We start from the raw sequence: 20,121 nt of genomic DNA on the forward strand, positions 1-20,121 counted from the left end.
AAAACGACAATAAAACAATGGCAAAAATCAATTTCTATGCCGAAGGCGTCAGCCTTCCTCGGATCAGAAGACGGATTGTCGGCAAGTGGATAGCCGAAGTATGCAGTCGATATGGGAAAATGGTGGGAGAAATCTCCTATCTCTTCTGTAATGACGAATATATCCTGAAAGCCAATCAGGAATTTCTCGATCATGACTACTACACCGACATCATCACCTTCGATTCCTGCGAAGCGGATACGGTGAATGGCGACCTGCTTATCAGCCTCGATACCGTACGCTCGAATGCCCATGCTCTTGGTCTCCGATATGAAGAAGAACTGCATCGTGTCATTATCCACGGCATACTACATCTTTGCGGATTGAAAGACAAGAGCAAAAAGGACGAGACCCAAATGCGAGCAGCCGAAGAGGAAGCCCTTGTCATACTGCGAGAAGTCATCGGATCGGAGCTTTCCCTATTACATACATGATCACGTTTCTCCCTCTATGAGACCTAAGCAGTGGATCAAGAATCTGATCGTATTCCTACCCCTGTTTTTCGGACACAGGATTTGTGATACGGAGGCCTTGCTAAGGCTGACCATACTCCTGATAGCATTTTGTTCGGCATCGAGTGCAGTCTATCTCTTCAATGATATTTGCGATAGAACGATCGACCGCCTGCATCCCGTCAAATCCCGACGCCCTATTGCCAGCGGAGCATGGAGTCTCTCCAAAGCCTATATACTGATAGCTCTGCTTGTAGCTTTAGCTTGCGGAGTGATATTGTTGTTCCTTGCTTTCCCTTTTGCCGTCTATGCCCTGATCTCTATAGCCCTTTATCTTCTGCTGAATCTATTCTATTCATTGAAAGGCAAGCACATCCCCATCGTGGATGCTTTCCTCGTAGCTTTCGGCTTTCTGATCAGATTGTATGCGGCCGGAGCAGTGAGCGGAGTACCCATTTCCCATTGGTTGGCTTTGATGACGCTCTTCCTATCCTTGCTGCTCGCCTTCGGAAAGAGAAAAGAAGACCTGCGTCTGCTGCAGGAGACAGCTCTTTCATCGCGTCCTGTCGTCAAACATTATACCGATGGATTCCTCAATGTCCTTTTGGCCATTCTCTCGGCCACGATCATTATACTCTATACCCTCTATGCCACAGACGGCGAAGTCATATCAAGGAATGGCCGGTATCTATACATATCTGTCTTTCCCGTTGCCACCGGACTATTCCATTATCTGAGACACGTGATAGTGAAAGGCTGTCACTGCAATCCGACCGATATGCTCTATCAGGACCACGGACTCCAGCTTTCGGTAGTTGTGTGGATCATTCTTTATTCGATAAGCCCTTATGTCGCATAGGCCCATAGCCATATTCGATTTCGACGGTACGCTGACCCGATACGATTCTTTGCTTCCCTTTCTGCGGCAAGCTCAGTCGGCTATTCTCTTTTGGCTCAGACTGCCTTTCTATCTGTCCATGTGGATGTGTTACAAACTTCGGCTGGCCTCGGCCGACCGAACGAAAGCCGCCATCCTTGCCACAGTCTTGAAAGGGAAAAAGGAGGCGGAATGCCGAGCAATGGCGCAGCGATTCGTACCTGTCGTCGAAAGCCTTCTTCGTCCCGAGGCCCTTCACCGTTTGGAATGGCATCGCAGCGAAGGACATCGACTGGTGCTGCTGACAGCATCGCTTCTGCCTTGCGTGGAGCCGTGGGCCGAAAAGATGGGCTTTCATACCGTCATTGCCACCCTTCCGGAGATCAGATCCGGCATTCTGACGGGTCGATTCGAAGGCAGGAACTGCAAGGGAAAGGAGAAAATCCGCAGGTTGGATCGCGCCCTGCCCCACTGGCGGGATGCGATCTCCTACGGCTACGGCGATAGCCCTTCCGACCTCCCCTTGCTCAGTCTCTGCACACATTCCTACTATAGAAACTTCCCTGCCCTATAGCTTGCTGCTACGTCCATTTCGTTTGGAGATTGGCAATGATCGGTATCCCGATGGGTACCGATTTTTCTTTTCCACTGCTCGCCCACGAACCGCCATCAGAGTAGAAAAAACCTTCCTACAAGGCTCCACACAAATGGCTGTATTATAACGATTTGCGAATTTCTGTTTTGAGCATAAATTTTGCCGGCCGGCAAAAAAAATTTCCCCGGCCGGCAAAATATTTTTTCTCGGCCGGCAAAAAATTTCTTCTCGGCCGAGAAAAAATCTTTCTCTAATAAACAGGATATATTTCCTTGATAACAGAACCACATCTCTACCTAAAACGAGGCTATGGCACATAATCTCAAGCGTATGGCCCGTGACTCATACGCACCTTGGCATAAGATAAAGGAGCCACATCGTTTTGAGCCGCTATTTACTTCCTTTAACATACTCTTTTCTCGCCTGCTTTCTCCCCCCTCTTGCGTGTACACCTATAAATCAAATAGGGCTGTACCGAATAGTTTCTTCAGCACAGCCCTATTTATTTTAGGGAATTGCTGTGTGAATTACTTCACAATAACCTTTTCTGTATATCTCTTGCCTTCAGCAGCGATGCGAACGGCATAAACACCATTTTGTGCTTCGAATACCATGCCATTCTTGGCAGCAGCCACACGACGACCGTTCATATCGAAGATCGTCAGCTCAGCAGCAGGGCTTTCAACGGTTATCGTCTTACCCGATACAGCTACAGTATAAGGCTTGTCATTGGCTACGTTGGCAACAGATGTACCTTGTACTTTCACTTCCTTTATCACAGTAACCTTATTGTATCCTACTACGGTCAGGGTCAGTTTCGTTTCATCAGAGATGTCCTCATCTATTTTGATGATAGCCTTACCATCTTTCACCTTAGCAGTACCAACCATATCACCATCGTCAGAGAGCGTAGCGATAGCACCATCATAGTCGCAAGCTACTTCGAATGTCTGGGCAGATGGAGAGATGTTGGCCGGAGCTGTAACCTGCATTTCGGTCGGAACAAGCGTACGAACGAGCAGTGAGGGGTCACCGAATACGGTCCAAGTGTCAAGCATATTCTCACCATCCTTCTTGTACTTCTCAACCATAGCAAACATACCGTTCATCGTAACGCCACCGAAAGTACGCTTGATATTAGAGGGATATTGTTCGCACAAGATACTATTCATTTCGTCCTGACCACGCATAGGAGATGCCCAAGACTGGTTGATCGTAGAAGCGATAATAGCAACAGTACCTTTGGGTTTACCATCTTTCTGCGCACGCATAAGGGCTTCAGCAAAACAAGTCTTAAACAAGAAGTTACCATTTACACATGCTACATCAAAGATGAAAGGAAGCTGATTGTAATTGGTCAAATCCTTCATGTGCTGTACTCCAAAATGAGAGGTTACCCAAAATGTATCAGATCCGTGCCCTGTATAGTTGGCCAATGAGATTCCTCCGTTGAAAGCATCAATAATATTTTGGGGCTTCACCCCCGGATCGTAACATTTGATAATCTTGGTATAGCCATACTTGGTAAGCAGATTGGCAATTACATTTTGATGTTGTATGTCACTTTCGCCATTGTCACCTTGACCTCCGGCACCTTCATCCGAAGCAATACAAAGAGCCTGACCGAGCCATTTATCTTCAGTTGTTATATTGCGCTCGTAGTGAATAGTCCGATCGATTTGTGTCTTCAGATCTTCTTTGCTCTCACAAGAGAAACGACCGATGAAAACCTCGTTGTAGTGGTCATTACCTACAATCTGTCCATATACCTGATCGGATTTGATTCCCGGGAGAATTTTTGCAGGAATATCTTTGTGATCACCAATCAAGAGAACATAGGTCAGATTATTGCCTTCCTTCTGATATTCTTCCTTAACGAACTTCTGAATAGCTTCTGCTGTAATGGGAGTAGCGATTTCTTCTGCGACTTTTACATCAGTCTCCAAACCACGCTGCTCTTTCCACTTAACAAACTCTTCGATGTCATCTTTATATTTTTGAGGTACGATTACGATCATACGACCATTCTCCTTTTCTTCAACGGGAGTATAGCGCGTAGCTTCATAATTCATGAAGACACTCTTATAAATATCTTCGAAACCTGTGAAAGTGCTGTTCTTAACCAAGCTAATCGCATTCTGGCCTGCTTCGGCAGTTTCGCTCACCGCCACAACGATTTCGGTATAGATACGGAGCGTCTTTGTCACAGGGTTATATTGGAGTGGAGCAAAGTTTACTACCTGACCGCGCACATCGCGCAAGATGAAAGGATCGCTAAGCGTAGCGATTTCACCTGGGAAAAACTTGTCTTCGTTATAGCTCTGTCCGTAAACGTAGGGGATTTGATCAGGATTTTCAGCACGAGAGATAACACCTTTGGAAGGAGCGATCAGTACATTCTTCTTTTCGATGAATTTGGAAGAAACCACCTCTACCTTCATCGCACGCGTTTCAGAAACAGCGAGAGAACGAGAAAGGATAGGCAATGTGGGCATCCCTTTTTCTGAAATATTGACGCCTTCAGTGAAGGTAGGCACTTGAGCTACTCCTTGGGCTGTCTGAACGTCAGTCAACTGAAGATTGTCCATACGGAATTGAACCTTGGACATAGACCGCTCAGCGGAGAGCAGTCGCACTTGCGGGTTCCGTCCACGCTCTGCAGGCTGTGCAAAGACCATACCTCCCAACAAAGAGGAGAACGCTACGATCGAAACGATCCTGTTAAAATTCTTTTTCATCTGCTTGAGTTAGTTTTATTTTAAAAGAAACAACTTAATGCTATCAATCACAGTCCGATACTTGACCGAAACAGAACTTCTCTGTGTTTACGCGCTTTCAAGGCTATTGAAGCGCAACAGATTACATTAGAAAAGGTCGGCAGCAAATATAGAAAAAATAGTCAGAAACAATATCTTTTCGATAGATTTCTCTCATATCTGCTAAACTCTATATCATTTTTCTATCAAAATGGCATATTTTCGACTTCGCAGAATCCGCTATAAGTGCCGTTCGGCATGGTAAGAACTGCGAACGAGCGGGGCACTCTCTATCGTACGGAAGCCTTTTTCGATACCCACGAGCCGAAGATGCTCGAACTGTTCGGGCGTGATGTATTCCACCACAGGAAGATTCTTTCTCGACGGTTGCAGATACTGTCCTATGGTAATAACTGATACTCCCACTGCAAGAGCATCATCCATCAATTTCAGTATTTCTTCTTCAGTCTCGCCCAAGCCGAGCATCATTCCTGTTTTTGCAGGCATTTTTCCGGACTGAGCTATGTGACGAAGTACGGCAAGGCTTGTATCGTAAGTGGCCACACTGCGTACCGATGGCGTAAGCCGGCGTACCGTCTCCAGATTATGTGAGATGACATCCGGACCGGCCTCGATAATCATATCCACCAAATCCATTTGTCCTTTGAAATCGGGGATCAAGACTTCGAGCGTTACCCCAGGATTGATCCGCCTGATTTCCTGAATAGTCTTAACCCAGTGTGCGGCACCATAATCCGGCAAATCATCGCGGTCAACGCTTGTCACCACTGCATGGTTAAGCCCCATCAGCTTGATACTCAATGCGACGTGGGTAGGTTCTGCTTCATTCAGCGGTTTGGGACGTCCCGTCAAAGTGTTGCAAAATCGACAGGCACGCGTACAAATATCGCCACCGATCATAAAGGTAGCAGTACCCCTACTCCAGCACTCTCCCATATTAGGACATTTGCCGCTCGTACAGATCGTGTGCAGACAATGTCCCTCGACAATGCTTTTGGTCTCGGTAAACTTCTCATTCCCTGCGAGACGAATTTTCAACCATTCGGGTTTCTTGACGTGTTGGGCCATAGTTTTTTCAGCAAAGAGCTATTAGAGATGGATGTCGAATGGAACAAGCCAACAAGGTCATCCCGTTCGCCACATTCGGCACTCATCCCATTACAGCTACTGAGATACTATTATTAAAGATTGTCGAACAAAAACTTTGCCTTGCGAGTAAAGAGATGATAGCGAGTATTCCCTCCGTATATACTATGATTCTTGTCCATATAGATCGCCATGTCGAAGGGGATATTGGCCTGAACCAGTGCCTCCGTAAAAAGCATCGTGTTCTGAAGATGAACATTGTCGTCCGCCGATCCGCTTACGATCAAGAGGTTTCCTTGCAGTTGGCTTGCCACATCAAGAGCAGAAGACTTTTTGTATCCGGAGGCATTCTCCTTGGGCGTACGCATGAAGCGTTCGGTATAAACCGAATCGTAGAAACGCCAATCAGCTACAGGAGCGACGGCTATGCCCGCCTTGAACGTTCCATTTCCTCTACACATACTCATCAGGGTCATATAACCGCCATAGCTCCATCCCCATATACCGATGCGAGTTGCATCCACATAGGGCAGTTGTCCTATAGCAGTGGCCGCTGCTATCTGATCATCACTTTCGAATACCCCAAGCTGCATGTAGGTACACTTGCGCCATTCTTCGCCGCGAGCACCGGTACCACGCCCGTCCACACAAGCCACGATATAGCCTTTCGATGCAAGGTAGTGCTCCCAATCGAATGAATAGCGATCCAATACCTGCTGGGAGTTGGGGCCACTATACTGTACCATCAGGACGGGATACCGGCGAGAGGGATCGAAATCAAGAGGTTTCACGATCCAGGCATTCAGTTCAAGTCCCGATTCGGTTTTGATAGTGGTAAACTCCTTCGGGTTGTAACGATAGGCTTTCAGCCGTTCACGGAGAGCAACGTTATCCTCCAGTGTACGCAGTTCTTTGGCACCTTTGCTTCTGAATACAGAAACTACTGTAGGAGTAGCAGCACTGCTATACGTATTAATATAGTATGCATAGTTGCTACTGAAGAGAGCATCATTCGTGCCCACGTTCGGACTAAGCTTCGTTTTCCGGCCTTTGGCATCTAAGGCATAGACAGCCCGACGGATGGGACTTTCTTCCGCCGACTGGTAGAAGACCGTTCCCGAAGCATCCACTCCATACAGTTTGGTCACATCCCAATTTCCCGAAGTAATTTGGCGACGCATCACCCCTTTGTTATCATAGAGATAGATGTGGGCAAACCCGTCCTTTTCGCTCACATAGGCAAATCCACCTCCCGCCGTAAACTTCAAGGCCTGAATCCAATCGCTGTCCACATATCGTTTGTTCATATCCTGTAGTATCAGCTTGGCGACGAGACTCTTCGGATGCACATAGTACATTTTGAAGTCGTTCTGCAAACGATTGAGCGTCATGACAGCCAGCTCGTCGGCATTGTCTGTAAAGGCGATTCGGGGAATATATCCATCCGCATCGATCGGCAGGCTTACCAACTTGGTGTTCCTATCCGCCACATTATAGAGGTGCAGGGACACGGTACTATTCTTCTCTCCTGCCTTGGGATACTTATAGGCATAGTCTTCGGGATAAAGTTTGTCCTCATACATAGGCATTCGATATTCGGGTACGGCGGACTCATCGCTGCGCACAAAAGCCAGAAAAGCATTGTCTGCACTCCAGCTCATCAGATTGGTCACACCGAACTCTTCTTCGTACACCCAATCCGTTGCCCCGTTGAGAATAGAATTGATCTGCCCATCGGTAGTAACCTGTACTTCCGTGTCGAAATCGAATTTCTTGATGAAGATATTGTTACCTCTGACGAATGCTACCATCCGACCATCGGGGCTGAATGTAGGGATCATCACTTTGCCCGCATGCTCGCTCAGAGGTTTTACCAAATTGCGGCGAACATCATAGTCGTAGACGGCAGCACAATACGAATACCGGTAGATACTCTCCATATCCGTAAAGAGCAGAATATGGTGGCCAGTGCTGCTTACCTCGTAGTTCTGTATTTGTTTGAACGGGCATTCGCGCGCTCGTTCGACACTGAAAAGCGTATCTACGGCCTTGCCGGAGGCATAATTGTAGCGGACGATAGCCGTTCGTTCGCGATTCATCTCCGTATAGTGTTCCCCGTCCGGCATGGAGCGTATCCCGCCCCCTGCACTGCGAGCATAAAACATTCCACTCGTTATTTCTTTCAAGTCTACGGGTTTGCGTCCCGTCTGAGCCATGGCACACATGGTTACGATGCCAAGTAGCAGAATTATTACCAGTCTTTTCATAAGAAAGCGTATTATATCTTCTCTTAAATGGTTTATTGCTTAGCGTTTCATCGCACGATCCATCTCACGGCGATCATCGCGCTCTTTGATGGATGCACGCTTGTCATATTGTTTTTTCCCTCGTGCCAATCCGATCTGCAGCTTGGCCAATCCCCTCTCATTGATGAAGAGCTTGATCGGCACTATGGTCGTACCTACACTCTTGGAAGCCTCCTCGAGCTTGCGCAGCTCCTTGCGATTGAGTAGGAGCTTGCGATCGCGGCGAGCCACATGGTTGTTATAGGTGCCATAGAAGTATTCGGCTATGTACATATTCTTCACCCACAGCTCTCCCCGATGGAAGTAGCAATAGGTATCGACCAGACTACCTTTGCCTAGTCGGATCGATTTGATCTCGGTACCGACCAATACAATGCCTGCCGTGTAAACGTCCAAAATCTCGTAGTCGAAAGTGGCACGTTTGTTCTTTATGAGGATATTCTTCTGTATTTTCTCTTTCATAGCTGTGGGTATCATTAGATCCGGAAGTCTGTCTATCGCGGAGCTTTTTTATAAAGGAAAACGGCAATGACCGTAAACACGAAGTTAGGCAGCCAAGCTGCCATAAACGGAGGCAAAGATCCGCTGACGGCAAATGTGCCGGCAACGGTCATGAACAGGATATAGGCAAAGCTCAGCCCCAGACCGATAGCGATATTGATCCCCATCCCCCCTTTTACTTTGCGTGAAGAGAGGGAAGCACCGATAATGGTGAGGATAAAGGCCGAGAAGATGGCTGCATAGCGTTTGTGCAGCTCTATCTCAAAGAGCTTGACGTTGCCCACGCCCCTTTGCTTCTGATGCGATATATAGGTATGCAGGTCGGTAGTCGTCATAGTCTCCACATCGTCCTCTGCGACGAGGAAGTCGGCAGGGCGTACAGCAATGACCGTGTCCATCTCGCTCCCACTCTCGACCGTCTCCTTGTACTTGCCGAAGTGCCTGATCCTGTAGTTAAAGATGCGCCAGTTGTAAAGCGAATCGTACTGGATCCTGTCTGCCGTCAGACGGGAAACGAGCTGCTTGTCCTTGAACTCCTCCAGGCTGAACTGATAGCCGGTTCGCATGGCATCGCTGTACGATCCGAAAAAGGCAAAGACCCCTTTCTTCACTTCGAGCTGAACGCTCTCGGCATACTGTACCTTCTTGTTCTTGATGTATTTGTTCTGAAAGTCAATTCGTGTAGCATTGCCCGGTGGAATAACGAAACTATTGAGCAGGAAAGTCAGTACGGCAATCACCGTTGCCGACAACATATAGGGCACCATCAGCCGCTTGAAACTGACTCCGGCCGAAAGCATCGCGATGATCTCGGATTTCTCCGCCAGCTTCGACGTAAAGAATATCACCGATATGAAGACGAAGAGCGGGCTGAAAAGATTGGCGTAGTAGGGAACGAAGTTGAAGTAGTAATCGAATATGATACTGTGCAGGCTGACCTCCGGCTTCATAAAGTCGTCGATCTTCTCATTGATGTCGAAGACGACCGAAACGGATATGATCAAGATGATGGAGAAGACGAACGTCCCCAAAAACTGCTTGATCAAATACTTATCTAACCTGTTCAACCTCTTCATGAGACACGATGATAAGCTACAGCCTGTTGTCAAGCTGTCGCACCATAGCCGTTTTCCAAGTGCGATAGTCGCCGATCTGAATATGCTTACGCGCTTGCCGAACCAGCTCGAGGTAGAAGGCGAGGTTGTGAATAGAAGCGATTTGCAGACCGAGAATCTCCTGTGTATGGATCAAGTGGTGCAGATAAGCCTTGCTGTAGCGGCTGTCCACGTACGATGTACCGTCAGGATCGAGCGGCGAGTAGTCGTCCGCCCATTTGGCATTGCGGATATTGATGGTACCCTGCCAAGTGAAGAGCTGCCCGTTACGGCCGTTGCGCGTAGGCATGATGCAGTCGAACATGTCCACACCGCGGTCTATCGCTTCCAGTATATTGATCGGAGTACCTACCCCCATGAGGTAGCGCGGACGATCTTTGGGGAGGATCCCGTTGGTCAGTTCGATCATCTCGTACATCTTTTCCGTCGGCTCTCCCACGGCCAATCCTCCGATGGCATTTCCGGCAGCACCGACGGCAGCCACCATCTCGGCCGATTGGCGGCGCAGATCGGGATAGACGCATCCCTGTACGATGGGGAATAGCTGCTGCTCATATCCATAGAGAGGCTCTGTCTCACGCATTCTGCGCAGGCAACGTTCCAACCAGCGTCCGGTCAGGAGCATCGAGCGACGTGCATATTCGCGGTCGGCATCACCGGGGCAACATTCATCGAAAGCCATGATGATGTCCGCTCCGATAACGCGCTGGATGTCCATGACCCTTTCGGGTGAAAAAAGGTGCTTGGAGCCGTCTATATGGGAACGAAAAGTAGCACCCTCCTCTGTGATCTTCCGATTCTCCGCCAAAGAGAATACCTGAAAACCTCCGCTATCCGTGAGCAAAGGCCGCTCCCAGCTATTGAACTTATGCAAGCCTCCGGCACGCCTGAGCACATCCAGTCCGGGACGGAGATAGAGGTGATAAGTATTGCCGAGTATGATCTGAGCCCGAATATCCTCTTCCAACTCGTGCATGTGCACGGCCTTCACGCTCCCGACCGTGCCTACCGGCATGAAGATGGGAGTCTCTATAGCGCCATGGTCTGTAGTCAACAGACCGGCACGCGCTTCGCAGTCGGCACATGTATATTGGAGATCGAATGTCATGGGCTATTCCTCTGATTACGGAAAACAAAAATAGTCTTTTTCCCCGAGCCCATGCCATCGCAGGAAGCAAGAGGAGCAGCGCGGGGGAGAGCAGGTGTAGGAAGCAGAGCGGACTGTAAGCCCCATGCACAGTCCGGCAATCGTCAGTCGGGATAGTTCAGGTTCTCCTCCGTTGCCACATCGAGCACCTCACGCAGGTATTTCTCGGCCTCATATTTGGCCATTGGCAGGTTGTGCAGCAGGCAGTTGCCACAGTCGCGTGGCTCCGTACCCGGCACTTCTCCCTCGAAGTCTCTGATGAAGCGGAAAGTCTCTTGCATAAGGGGCAGTATATCCTTCGACACATAATCGCCTCGCATCAGAAAGTAATTGCCCGTAAGGCAACCCATCGGCCCCCAGAAAACGATCCGGTCCTTATAGAGCGGATGATTGCGCAGATAAGTTGCGGCCAAATGCTCGATCGTATGCAGTTCGGGTGCTCCAAGCACCGGTTCGCGATTGGGCTCTTTCATTCGAATATCGAAAGTCGTAACCACCTCTCCTCCCACATAGTCCTTGCGAGAGACATATATGCCTCGTTTGAGACGAATATGATCTAACTGAAAACTGGGTATTTTTTCCATCTCCATATCGGGATTGTCTGATTTCTACATTGCACTGAATACTCTTTCGAGAATAGAAAAGGTAGCCGAAGAGGCCTTGCTCCAGAAGTCCATATACTCCGCGAAGTTATCCCGACCTTCGCCGGCAATATCGCTGATAATACGCACAGCGATGAAGGGGACTCCATATATATACGCCGTCTGGGCCACCGCAGCGGACTCCATATCCACGGCAACGGCATCGGGAAAAGTACGGCACACAAAGTCCTGCTCCTCGGCTGACGAAAGGAAACGATCGCCACAGCAGACCACGCCCTCTCGGACAGGTACCGGAAGCGAACGAAAAAGGGTGAGAAGGTCCTCCGAAACGGGATAATACAGGGGAAAACCCTGCACCTGCCCCCAAGCGACATCGGCTCCGCACGAAACATCGTGATAGCACACAGCCGTGGACACTACCGTATCATGGACAGCCACATTCTGCCCCAATCCTCCGCTCACGCCTATATTGATGAGGTAGTCGGGACGATAGCGGTGGATCAGTTCTCCGGCACAGACAGCAGCAGCCACCTTCCCTATTCCGCTCAGGGCGTATATAACGCGGTGTCCTCCGACAATTCCGACGACGGCACGGAAAACCGGATCCCGTATTTCTTCCTTATTTTCGAGGATGTCCGGTAGCAGGCGAAACTCTTTCTCCATGGCTACTACCACACCGATAGTCTTGTTCATTGCTGTACGGGCTTCTATTCTTCGATCGGCCAAAGGTATATCATCTGTCGCAATTATGTTTGTATGCAGAGTTGTCAGCTGCATATCCCCTTTAGAGTCGTTCGAGAGGATTCGTCCGCATGGGGATGCCGACAAAATTGCCGAACGAGAAAAGCGCAAATCGTGGTGCGCAAATTCCGGAAAAGTCGCGCCAAAAAAATTTCGATCCCACGCGTAAAATTTTCACTTCCCGAACCAAAGTGAAAAAGTTTACGAACCACGTTTTTCGGAACGTGGGAAAAGAAAATTTTGGTGTGCAAAAAGGTTGAGCAATCTCCGCGGCTATGCCTCGCCGAACGTGGGAGTTTTTTCAAAAGAGAGTTGGCCGGCGATCATAGCAGCCTGCGCATGCCCCCGGAGCGTCCCGGGCGACACTATTGGTAATGTCACAGTCTGTCAGTATCTTTGTGTCAGATTGGATTCATAGAAGACGGTAAGCCGATGCCTCCCGGCATGACTTATCATTGAAAGCCGATCCGCATATGTACGGTTCACAAAGCGGACTTTCCCGTCTGTCGGGAAGTCTGCCGAATGATTAAAAGGGAATTTGGTGCAAAGCCAAAACTATCCCCGTAGCCGTATGGTCGTACCTGTCGCTACAGAACGATGCCACTGCGCGCCGGCGCGGGAAGGCGTAGCGATTTAGGCCGAGTCGGAAGACCTGCCGTACATGGCGAAAGGATGCTGCCATTTTTTGGGGCCGGTATCATACAGTATTAATTCTTTCGGGTCGAAGAGGATTGATTCACATCGGGCACCTGCCTCCGCGAGGGTATGGCATAGTCTGCGAATCCGTTTTGTTCGTCTCGGATCATACTAACGATTCAGCTATGCCCAAGAGGTTCGGATGGCTTATCTATACGTTTATCGCCTTTGCCTTATACTCCTGTAATGGCTCTTCACGCGGGAGAGATACCCGAGTGGAAACGGTGTCGATAGATACGGCCGATTTTAATTTCCCTGTCAGATTCGAATATGCCAAAGGCATACAGGCCGTCAATCATACCGGCTACAAGACCATCTATATATTCCATCCGGACAAGCCGGATACGATGGCCGTCTATGTCCTTTATCCCCGCGATGGCAAGCGTCCTGAGACGACACACCCGAAAACGCAGTACATCCCCATACCGGCACGCAGTATAGCGTGTCTGTCCACGACACAAATAGGCTCGCTTCCCCTACTCGATCAGATAGACAAACTGGTGGGTTGCATCAACCTGAAAAACATTTGCAACGCCGACATCCGCAGCCGCGTAAAGAAAGGCTATGTACAGGAGATCGGCACCGGTATGACCAAAAATATAGAGCAGATAGCCGGACTCCGCCCGGAGATCCTCCTGCAGGATTTATTCCACATCTCAGACAAGGACGAAGAGCTGATCGCATCGGGCATCAACACCGTATTATACAACGAATGGAAAGAGCGGGATCTGCTCGGCCGTGCCGAATGGATGAAGCTGACGGCGATGCTCCTCGGCTGCAACCGTCGTGCTCATGAGGTTTTCGAACAGATAGAATCGGAGTATGCGGATGCTCGCAAATTGGTAGCAGATAAGACCGACACCATTGCCATCATGTACGGGCAGGATTATAGTGGGACTTGGTATCTGCCCGGAGAGTACAGCTACAGTACAGCCATGTTCAGAGATGCACGAGTATCTTTCGACTATGCAGCCGGCAAAGTCAGTAGCCAGCCGTGCAGTTTCGAGTATATTTTCAGTCGCCATCGTCACGCCGGAATCTGGATATGTACGATGATGGGAAACATCAAGACAATAGATGAATTTCTCGCTCTGAACGAACGCTACCGACATTTCGATGCCACCCAAACCGGCAAGGTCTACATCGACCGCAAGCGCGTGAACGAGAATGGGGGCAATGACTACTGGGAGAGTGGACTGTATCGTCCCGATCTTTTGCTCAAAGACATCATCAAAATCACTCGGCCGGAGCTTCTGCCCGAGTACGAGACTTCATACTGGATAGAACTGAAAAGGCCATGACGCGGTCCTCATTGATATTCGGCACACTCTTTCTACTGACTGCCGTGGCTTTCGTGGCCGACCTCATATGGGGCAGTCTGGATATATCGCCGGCCGACGTGCTGCAAGCTCTGACCAACGGATCGGATATGCAAACGACCAATGACTATGTCATTCGCAATTTCCGTCTGCCGAAGGCTCTGACCGCTCTCTTTGCCGGTGCCGGCATATCCATCGCAGGTCTGCAAATGCAGAGTCTCTTCCGCAATCCCCTGGCCGACACCTCCATTCTGGGGATCAACAGCGGAGCAGGCCTTGGCGTGGCTCTGTATATCATGTCGTTCGCTATCATTCCGGGCCTCAGTCTGTACTCCGGCTCGGCTGACACATGGGGCGTAGCCACGGCAGCCTGCATAGGTTCCATGCTGGTACTTCTGCTCATCTCGGCTGTAGCAGCGTGGCTCAGAGATATGGTCTCGGTGCTGATTGTCGGAGTAATGGTCGGCTTTTTGGCCAGTTCGTTCATTTCCATTCTCCAGTTCTTCTCCGACAACGAAATGCTCAAAGGTTATCTGATCTGGTCTTTCGGGAGCGTGGCCGGCACTACATGGCGACAGTTATCGCTGATGATCCCCATCGTTTCGGGGGGCCTTTTGCTCTCTATGCTGATGCCTAAGTATATGAATGCGCTCAACATAGGAGAGAACTATGCTCGCAGCGTAGGTATCCATGTGGAGCGGCAGCGAATCGTCCTGATCGGCATCACGAGTATTATTACCGGCACAATTACGGCTTTCACCGGTCCCATTGCCTTTTTAGGAATAGCCGTCCCCCACTTCACGCGCATCCTGTTCAAAAGCTCGGACTACCGCATACTGCTCCCGGGCACGATGCTGTGCGGTGCTCTGCTGATGCTCGTGTGCGACATGATCACGCAGGTACCGGGCAAAGGCTTTGTACTGCCGATCAACGCCATCACCTCGATGATCGGTGCTCCTGTAGTAATCATGACGATCGCTCGCAACCGTAAAAAGCGTTTAATCTTCAACTGAACAGGCAATGATCCATACCGACAACGTGACCCTGACGGGACTATCTACCGGATACCGAAGCAAGAAAACGGAGCGCATCGTATCGAAGCAAATCGATCTCTCCATGCTCAGTGGCGAACTGGTGATGCTGATGGGTCCGAACGGCTGTGGCAAATCCACGCTTATGCACACCATCGCAGGATTACTGCCGCCTATTGCAGGCAAGATCACCATTGCCGGACGTGATATACACGGCCTCCGTATGAGAAAAAAAGCCAAGATGCTTAGTCTGGTACTGACCGACAAGATAGCGGCCACAAACCTGACTGTTCGGGATATTGTCGTCATCGGACGCTATCCCTACGTCAATTATCGCGGCAGCCTGACTGCAAAGGACAAGGAGATTGTGAACGAATCGCTCGTAGCATGCCGACTGACGGGATTCGAGTCGCGCCAATACGGAGAGCTAAGCGATGGAGAAAAACAACGTGTGATGATAGCCCGCGCTTTAGCCCAACAGACCCCCGTGATGCTTCTCGACGAACCTACGGCACACCTCGACCTGCCAAGCCGTCTGGAGGTGATCATCATGCTGCGCGAATTGGCACGCAAGACGAACAAGAGTATCCTCGTTTCTACCCACGAAATGGATCTGGCCCTGCAATGGGCGGACACGGTATGGCTGATGAACAGCCAAGGGGAGATTTGTCGTGGGGCACCGGAGGATTTGGTACTGAACCACTGTTTTGAGAAAGTATTCGGCAACGACACTCTTTCTTTCAATATAGACAGCGGAGCCTTCTCGGTCAAACATAAAACGGCTACACCTGTTTCTGTAAAAGGACAGGGTGCAGCCTACAAATGGACACTGAGTGCTTTGCACCGGAATGGTTATGTGGAATCCGCAAATGCCTCCGGCCGCAAAATCACCGTGGGAGAGGGCTGCTGGATTCTACAGGAGGGCGATTCTTCGAAAAGCTTCGACTCCATCGGTTCCTTGCTGCAAACGCTGCACGCTCACCACGAATGAATGCTTGTGAAACAAACCATCCTATGCAAAACCCTACAATAGATTTCGACAAAGAAACGCCTCTGTTTTACAGTCCTATGGGCGATCCTCTTTACCACCTGAAGGAAAGTATGATCGTTGGCTTCGCAGGACGCAGAGGAGTCGTGAGCACCTGCAATCTCAATGGCGGCTACCGAGAAGACCTCCGATATGCCTTCAACAACAGTTGCGGGAGGGATCCCGACGTAATAGCCAAACGCTCTGTCGGGATGCGAGGAAAGACTATGACCGAACACTACGCCACCTTAGCGGAAGAATTGGGACTCCCCCTTGACAGAACCACGGGCATGGGTACTGCTGCCCTGATCGAAAATACGGCAACCTCCTCCCGCCAATACCACGGAGTAACGGTCATGGCGGTTGCCACGGCAGGCATAGACGTAAACGGTGGACGGGCAGGAGAACCCGCAGCATACAACGAATTTACCCAAACCGACCTGATCAAGCCGGGCACCATCAACGTATTCCTGTTCATCGACGCCTCATTGGATGCAGGGACACTGACACGCGCTCTCGTCACCGCTACCGAAGCCAAAACGGCAGCCCTACAGGAACTGATGGCAAACAGCATGTATTCAGAAGATTTAGCCACCGGCTCCGGAACGGATTCGCTGATAGCCATCTGCAATAAGGAGTCGGAGATAGTGCTTCAAAATAGTGGCAAACACGTACTTCTGGGCGAAATGATAGGCCAAAGCGTGAAAGAGGCTATTACCGAAGCCTTATCCCGACAGACGAAGATGACCCCCACACGCCAAGCTTCGATAGAATGGCAAACCAAACGCTACGGAATAACGAAAAATGCGATCGTCTCCGAATGTCTCCGGCTGTATCCACAGCTGAAAAAAGAGCTTGTAGAAACAGAAATCGGCACTATAGACAGAGACAATCGTCTGTTAGCCGCAGTGGCTGCCATAGCTCATTTATGCGACCAAAACCGCTGGCAAATCATCTCGGACAAGAGCATGACAGGCACAGCCGAAAACATATTGCATACGATACTCTCGGAAGAAGGCATATCCGAGGGAACAAACAGCACGGACATTGTATCCGAACAGAGTGCGCCGGCATATCGTCAAGTGTTGTCTCTCTGCCTCCATACCCTTGCAAGAGTACTCCACAACAGAATTATTCATTCATCACTTTAACATATCAATAATTATGAAAAAGTTTTTCTTCGCGCTATTATCGATTGGTATTTCAGCGCAGGCTTTTGCCAAGACGGACAATGTCCCGACAGATTCGCTACAAGTACACAATCTTCAGACCGTCACGGTCTATTCTACACGCACGGCTGTACCTCTAAAAAAGATTCCGGCCAAGATGGAACTCATCCCATCGCGCAACATCAAGCAGTCCGGCTTCAACAACATGACCGACATCCTCAAAACGCAAAGTTCGCTCGATGTCATACAATACCCGGGCTTTAGTTCGAACATCGGTATGCGCGGTTTCAAGCCTTCCGGCAAGTATGTAACTGTATTGGTAAACGGCATCCCTGCGGGAACGGACAATATCTCTACGCTCAACACAAGCAACATCGAGCAAATCGAGATCCTCAAAGGCCCGTTCTCTTCCATCTACGGCACCAATGCCATGGGCGGTGTGGTGAACATCATCACCCACAAATCCAAGGACAAGATCCATGGCAACGTTTCTCTATTCGGCGGTAGCTACCAAACCATGGCCGGATCATTCAACTTGGGTGGCCGCTTTGAGGATATTTTCTCATTCGATCTTAGTCTGGGCTTGGACAAGCAGAACAAGGACTATAAGACCGGATCAAACAGCTTACTCTCACTAAGCAAACTGGAAGAAACGATCTTGGATGGAGATAGCATCAAAAGTTGGAAAATGAAGGCCAGTGACTATACTGTAGCAACGGGACGTCTGCGTTTCGGCATCGACTTCACACCCGAATGGTCGCTGAATCTGTATCAGAACGTATTCCTCGGAGATGCTATTCCTACAGGAGGATCTATATGGGGTGTTTACGGAGAATCCAAGAAAAATCTGAATCGCTCTTCGACATCTTTCGAGCTGGTCGGCAAACAAGGCTGCCACACGCTTCAGTTCTCCCCCTACTTCAACATAGAGAAATCGGAGAACTATAACAATGCGGATCCTACCGGCTTCATCAACTACAAGAGCGACTACTACACCTATGGTGCCCTGCTTCAGGACAAGATCTCATTTGGTGGACAAAATATCGTACTCGGAGTAGACAGCCGAAATATGACGATGGAGTCGGAAAGATTCGATCAGCCGGATGTAAATACAATGCCATACAACCCCGGATACGCCACTAACAATATCGGTTTGTTCGGACAAGCCAATTTCTATCTGCTGAACGATGCTCTATCGATCTCTGCCGGTGCACGTGCCGACTTTATGTTCTTCAATCTGAAAGAGAACAAGTATCTCAACAATGAAGCCAAACAGGAAACTCACAATGTGATCAATCCGAATGTAGGAATCAAATATGAATTCGTGAAAGGCCTTACAGCTCATGGCACATTCGGTAGTGCATTCACGGCTCCCGATGCTTTCCAAAAAGCAGGCCAGTACGTAGGGCCGTTAGGTACAACCTTCGGCAATCCAGATTTGAAACCAGAAAAGTCCATGACTTGGGACTTCGGTATCGGATACAGTAATGCTCGCTGTGGTATTCAAGCCGATGTAACCTACTTCCACACGGACCACAAAGACATAATCCTGACCAACACCGACTACACCACCAATATAACCACATTCATGAACGCGGACAAAGGTCGTATGAGCGGTATCGAGGCCCTTTTGTCTTATGACTTCGGAAGTCTCTTTGCCAATAAGTTCTCTCTGCGTGCATTTGCAAACGCCACATTCATGCTCAATTCCGAGATGAAGAAAAGCGAGACCGATGGCCCCTGGAGCGAAATGTACTACGTTCGCAAACAGAACATCACATTCGGTATCGAATACCGTGGTAAAGAAGGACTTGAACTGATGGTCAACGGTCGTTTCATGGGACGCCGGATCGAGCAAAACTGGTACGCTTACTATCCTCAGGTTCGTCCCAAACTTCAGCAACTACTCGCAGCAGAAGAGCCTGAACTGGCTGCTCAGGGACTGCTCCGCCATCCGCAAGCAATGGTGTTCAATGCCTCCGCTTACTACCACATGAACAAATACCTCACCTTCGGTGTGAATCTGAACAACATCCTGGACGAACTCTATACGGAGAAAGACGGCTACCACATGCCGGGACGTAACATCATGGGTAAGGTTATGGTCAACTTCTAATTCTCTTCCTGAGATGCAGATATAAAAGGGAGCCAGTCTCCCTGTACAATCCTCACAGAGCAAAGCGGATATTCCTCTCATACCGAGAGTGGGTATCCGCTTTCTGATTTATACCTCCTTCCGAACCTCTCTCGACATGGCCCTTTACGCCTGTGAAAATCGCTGTTTCACACACTGAAAAACGTGGCGCGAGAAAAATTCGATTTTGGCGCGAGAAGCAAAAAATTCCCGAACCAAAACGAAAAAAAAGTCGCGCGCTTTTTTCAAGAAACACGTTCGTAAAATCAGCGGATTTTGGTTCCTAAAATCATTTTCCTCCTCTCTCCATCAAACAAAAAGCCCGGCGAAATATACATTTAAGGCCTTGTAGGAATCAGGTCTTAACGGTCTTCTCTATCGAAAAGGAAAGATCAAAATTTGGCCGCTGTCTATGCTAAATTATTCATCTTCTCCTTGCTATAACGATGAGTGATAAATCATTCGGAAAAAGCTGCTTTATGGGGAGTCTGAATATTTTGATCACTA

At 49.2% G+C, this 20,121-nt stretch carries 18 protein-coding genes and 1 riboswitch; of the genes, 9 read left to right on the top strand and 9 right to left on the bottom strand.

Going from position 1 to position 20,121, the window contains the following annotated elements:
- Positions 1-17: 17 nt before the first annotated feature.
- From ybeY to F452_RS0104350, 3 genes are read left to right on the top strand one after another with little or no spacing between them, the layout of a single operon-like run.
- Positions 18-473, top strand: a complete 456-nt coding sequence (gene ybeY / locus F452_RS0104340; RefSeq protein ID WP_026292175.1) for an rRNA maturation RNase YbeY — start codon at positions 18-20, stop codon at positions 471-473.
- A 16-nt stretch (positions 474-489) separates the two neighbouring features.
- Positions 490-1,350 (top strand): decaprenyl-phosphate phosphoribosyltransferase, encoded by an 861-nt coding sequence (locus tag F452_RS0104345; protein WP_018965019.1) that lies wholly within the window; start codon positions 490-492, stop codon positions 1,348-1,350.
- Positions 1,340-1,942: an HAD-IB family hydrolase gene (locus F452_RS0104350; RefSeq protein WP_018965020.1), complete on the top strand. Its 603-nt coding sequence runs from the start codon at positions 1,340-1,342 to the stop codon at positions 1,940-1,942. Before F452_RS0104345 ends, F452_RS0104350 begins: the two co-directional genes overlap by 11 nt.
- Before the next feature lie 548 nt (positions 1,943-2,490).
- Here the strand turns inward: F452_RS0104350 and F452_RS0104360 are convergent.
- The 8 genes from F452_RS0104360 to F452_RS0104395 form a co-directional block, all read right to left on the bottom strand.
- On the bottom strand, positions 2,491-4,701 hold the full coding sequence (locus F452_RS0104360) for a C25 family peptidase propeptide domain-containing protein (RefSeq protein WP_018965022.1): 2,211 nt from the start codon (positions 4,699-4,701) through the stop codon (positions 2,491-2,493).
- A gap of 258 nt (positions 4,702-4,959) precedes the next feature.
- Positions 4,960-5,808, bottom strand: coding sequence for a lipoyl synthase (gene lipA / locus F452_RS0104365; protein WP_018965023.1), 849 nt, complete (start codon positions 5,806-5,808; stop codon positions 4,960-4,962).
- Between the two features lie 113 nt (positions 5,809-5,921).
- Positions 5,922-8,093, bottom strand: coding sequence for a S9 family peptidase (locus F452_RS0104370; protein WP_026292176.1), 2,172 nt, complete (start codon positions 8,091-8,093; stop codon positions 5,922-5,924).
- Between the two features lie 39 nt (positions 8,094-8,132).
- Positions 8,133-8,594 carry an SsrA-binding protein SmpB gene (gene smpB / locus F452_RS0104375; protein WP_018965025.1) on the bottom strand — a complete coding sequence of 154 codons (462 nt, stop codon included), beginning with the start codon at positions 8,592-8,594 and terminating at the stop codon, positions 8,133-8,135.
- A gap of 32 nt (positions 8,595-8,626) precedes the next feature.
- Entirely contained in the window at positions 8,627-9,709 is a 1,083-nt protein-coding gene (locus tag F452_RS0104380) for an LptF/LptG family permease (protein ID WP_018965026.1), read from the bottom strand.
- 16 nt (positions 9,710-9,725) lie between these two features.
- On the bottom strand, positions 9,726-10,856 hold the full coding sequence (tgt, locus tag F452_RS0104385) for a tRNA guanosine(34) transglycosylase Tgt (protein WP_018965027.1): 1,131 nt from the start codon (positions 10,854-10,856) through the stop codon (positions 9,726-9,728).
- A gap of 143 nt (positions 10,857-10,999) precedes the next feature.
- Positions 11,000-11,479 carry an S-ribosylhomocysteine lyase gene (locus tag F452_RS0104390; RefSeq protein ID WP_026292177.1) on the bottom strand — a complete coding sequence of 160 codons (480 nt, stop codon included), beginning with the start codon at positions 11,477-11,479 and terminating at the stop codon, positions 11,000-11,002.
- A 24-nt stretch (positions 11,480-11,503) separates the two neighbouring features.
- A complete protein-coding gene (locus F452_RS0104395) occupies positions 11,504-12,190 on the bottom strand; it encodes a 5'-methylthioadenosine/adenosylhomocysteine nucleosidase (RefSeq protein ID WP_018965029.1) in 687 nt (228 codons plus the stop codon).
- A 522-nt stretch (positions 12,191-12,712) separates the two neighbouring features.
- Positions 12,713-12,901, top strand: a riboswitch (cobalamin riboswitch).
- A 158-nt stretch (positions 12,902-13,059) separates the two neighbouring features.
- Between F452_RS0104395 and F452_RS0104405 the strand changes: the two genes are divergently transcribed.
- The 5 genes from F452_RS0104405 to F452_RS0104425 are packed head-to-tail and all read left to right on the top strand — an operon-like array spanning position 13,060 to position 19,596.
- The gene (locus F452_RS0104405) at positions 13,060-14,235 is read left to right on the top strand and encodes an ABC transporter substrate-binding protein (protein WP_018965031.1); all 1,176 of its coding nucleotides are present in this window, start codon (positions 13,060-13,062) and stop codon (positions 14,233-14,235) included.
- The gene (locus tag F452_RS0104410; RefSeq protein WP_018965032.1) at positions 14,232-15,266 is read left to right on the top strand and encodes a FecCD family ABC transporter permease; all 1,035 of its coding nucleotides are present in this window, start codon (positions 14,232-14,234) and stop codon (positions 15,264-15,266) included. Before F452_RS0104405 ends, F452_RS0104410 begins: the two co-directional genes overlap by 4 nt.
- A 7-nt stretch (positions 15,267-15,273) precedes the next feature.
- On the top strand, positions 15,274-16,275 hold the full coding sequence (locus F452_RS0104415; protein ID WP_018965033.1) for an ABC transporter ATP-binding protein: 1,002 nt from the start codon (positions 15,274-15,276) through the stop codon (positions 16,273-16,275).
- A gap of 23 nt (positions 16,276-16,298) precedes the next feature.
- Entirely contained in the window at positions 16,299-17,462 is a 1,164-nt protein-coding gene (locus tag F452_RS0104420) for an adenosylcobinamide amidohydrolase (RefSeq protein WP_026292178.1), read from the top strand.
- Positions 17,463-17,475: 13 nt separating this feature from the next.
- Positions 17,476-19,596, top strand: coding sequence for a TonB-dependent hemoglobin/transferrin/lactoferrin family receptor (locus tag F452_RS0104425; RefSeq protein WP_018965035.1), 2,121 nt, complete (start codon positions 17,476-17,478; stop codon positions 19,594-19,596).
- Between the two features lie 144 nt (positions 19,597-19,740).
- Here F452_RS0104425 and F452_RS13275 read toward each other — a convergent pair whose 3' ends face one another.
- The gene (locus F452_RS13275; protein WP_160216972.1) at positions 19,741-19,833 is read right to left on the bottom strand and encodes a DUF1661 domain-containing protein; all 93 of its coding nucleotides are present in this window, start codon (positions 19,831-19,833) and stop codon (positions 19,741-19,743) included.
- Between F452_RS13275 and F452_RS11945 the strand changes: the two genes are divergently transcribed.
- Positions 19,802-19,966, top strand: a complete 165-nt coding sequence (locus F452_RS11945; RefSeq protein WP_152567048.1) for a DUF1661 domain-containing protein — start codon at positions 19,802-19,804, stop codon at positions 19,964-19,966. The genes F452_RS13275 and F452_RS11945 overlap by 32 nt on opposite strands.
- Positions 19,967-20,121 lie beyond the last annotated feature (155 nt).

The sequence above is a fragment of the Porphyromonas gulae DSM 15663 genome (assembly GCF_000378065.1).
Lineage (GTDB): Bacteria > Bacteroidota > Bacteroidia > Bacteroidales > Porphyromonadaceae > Porphyromonas > Porphyromonas gulae.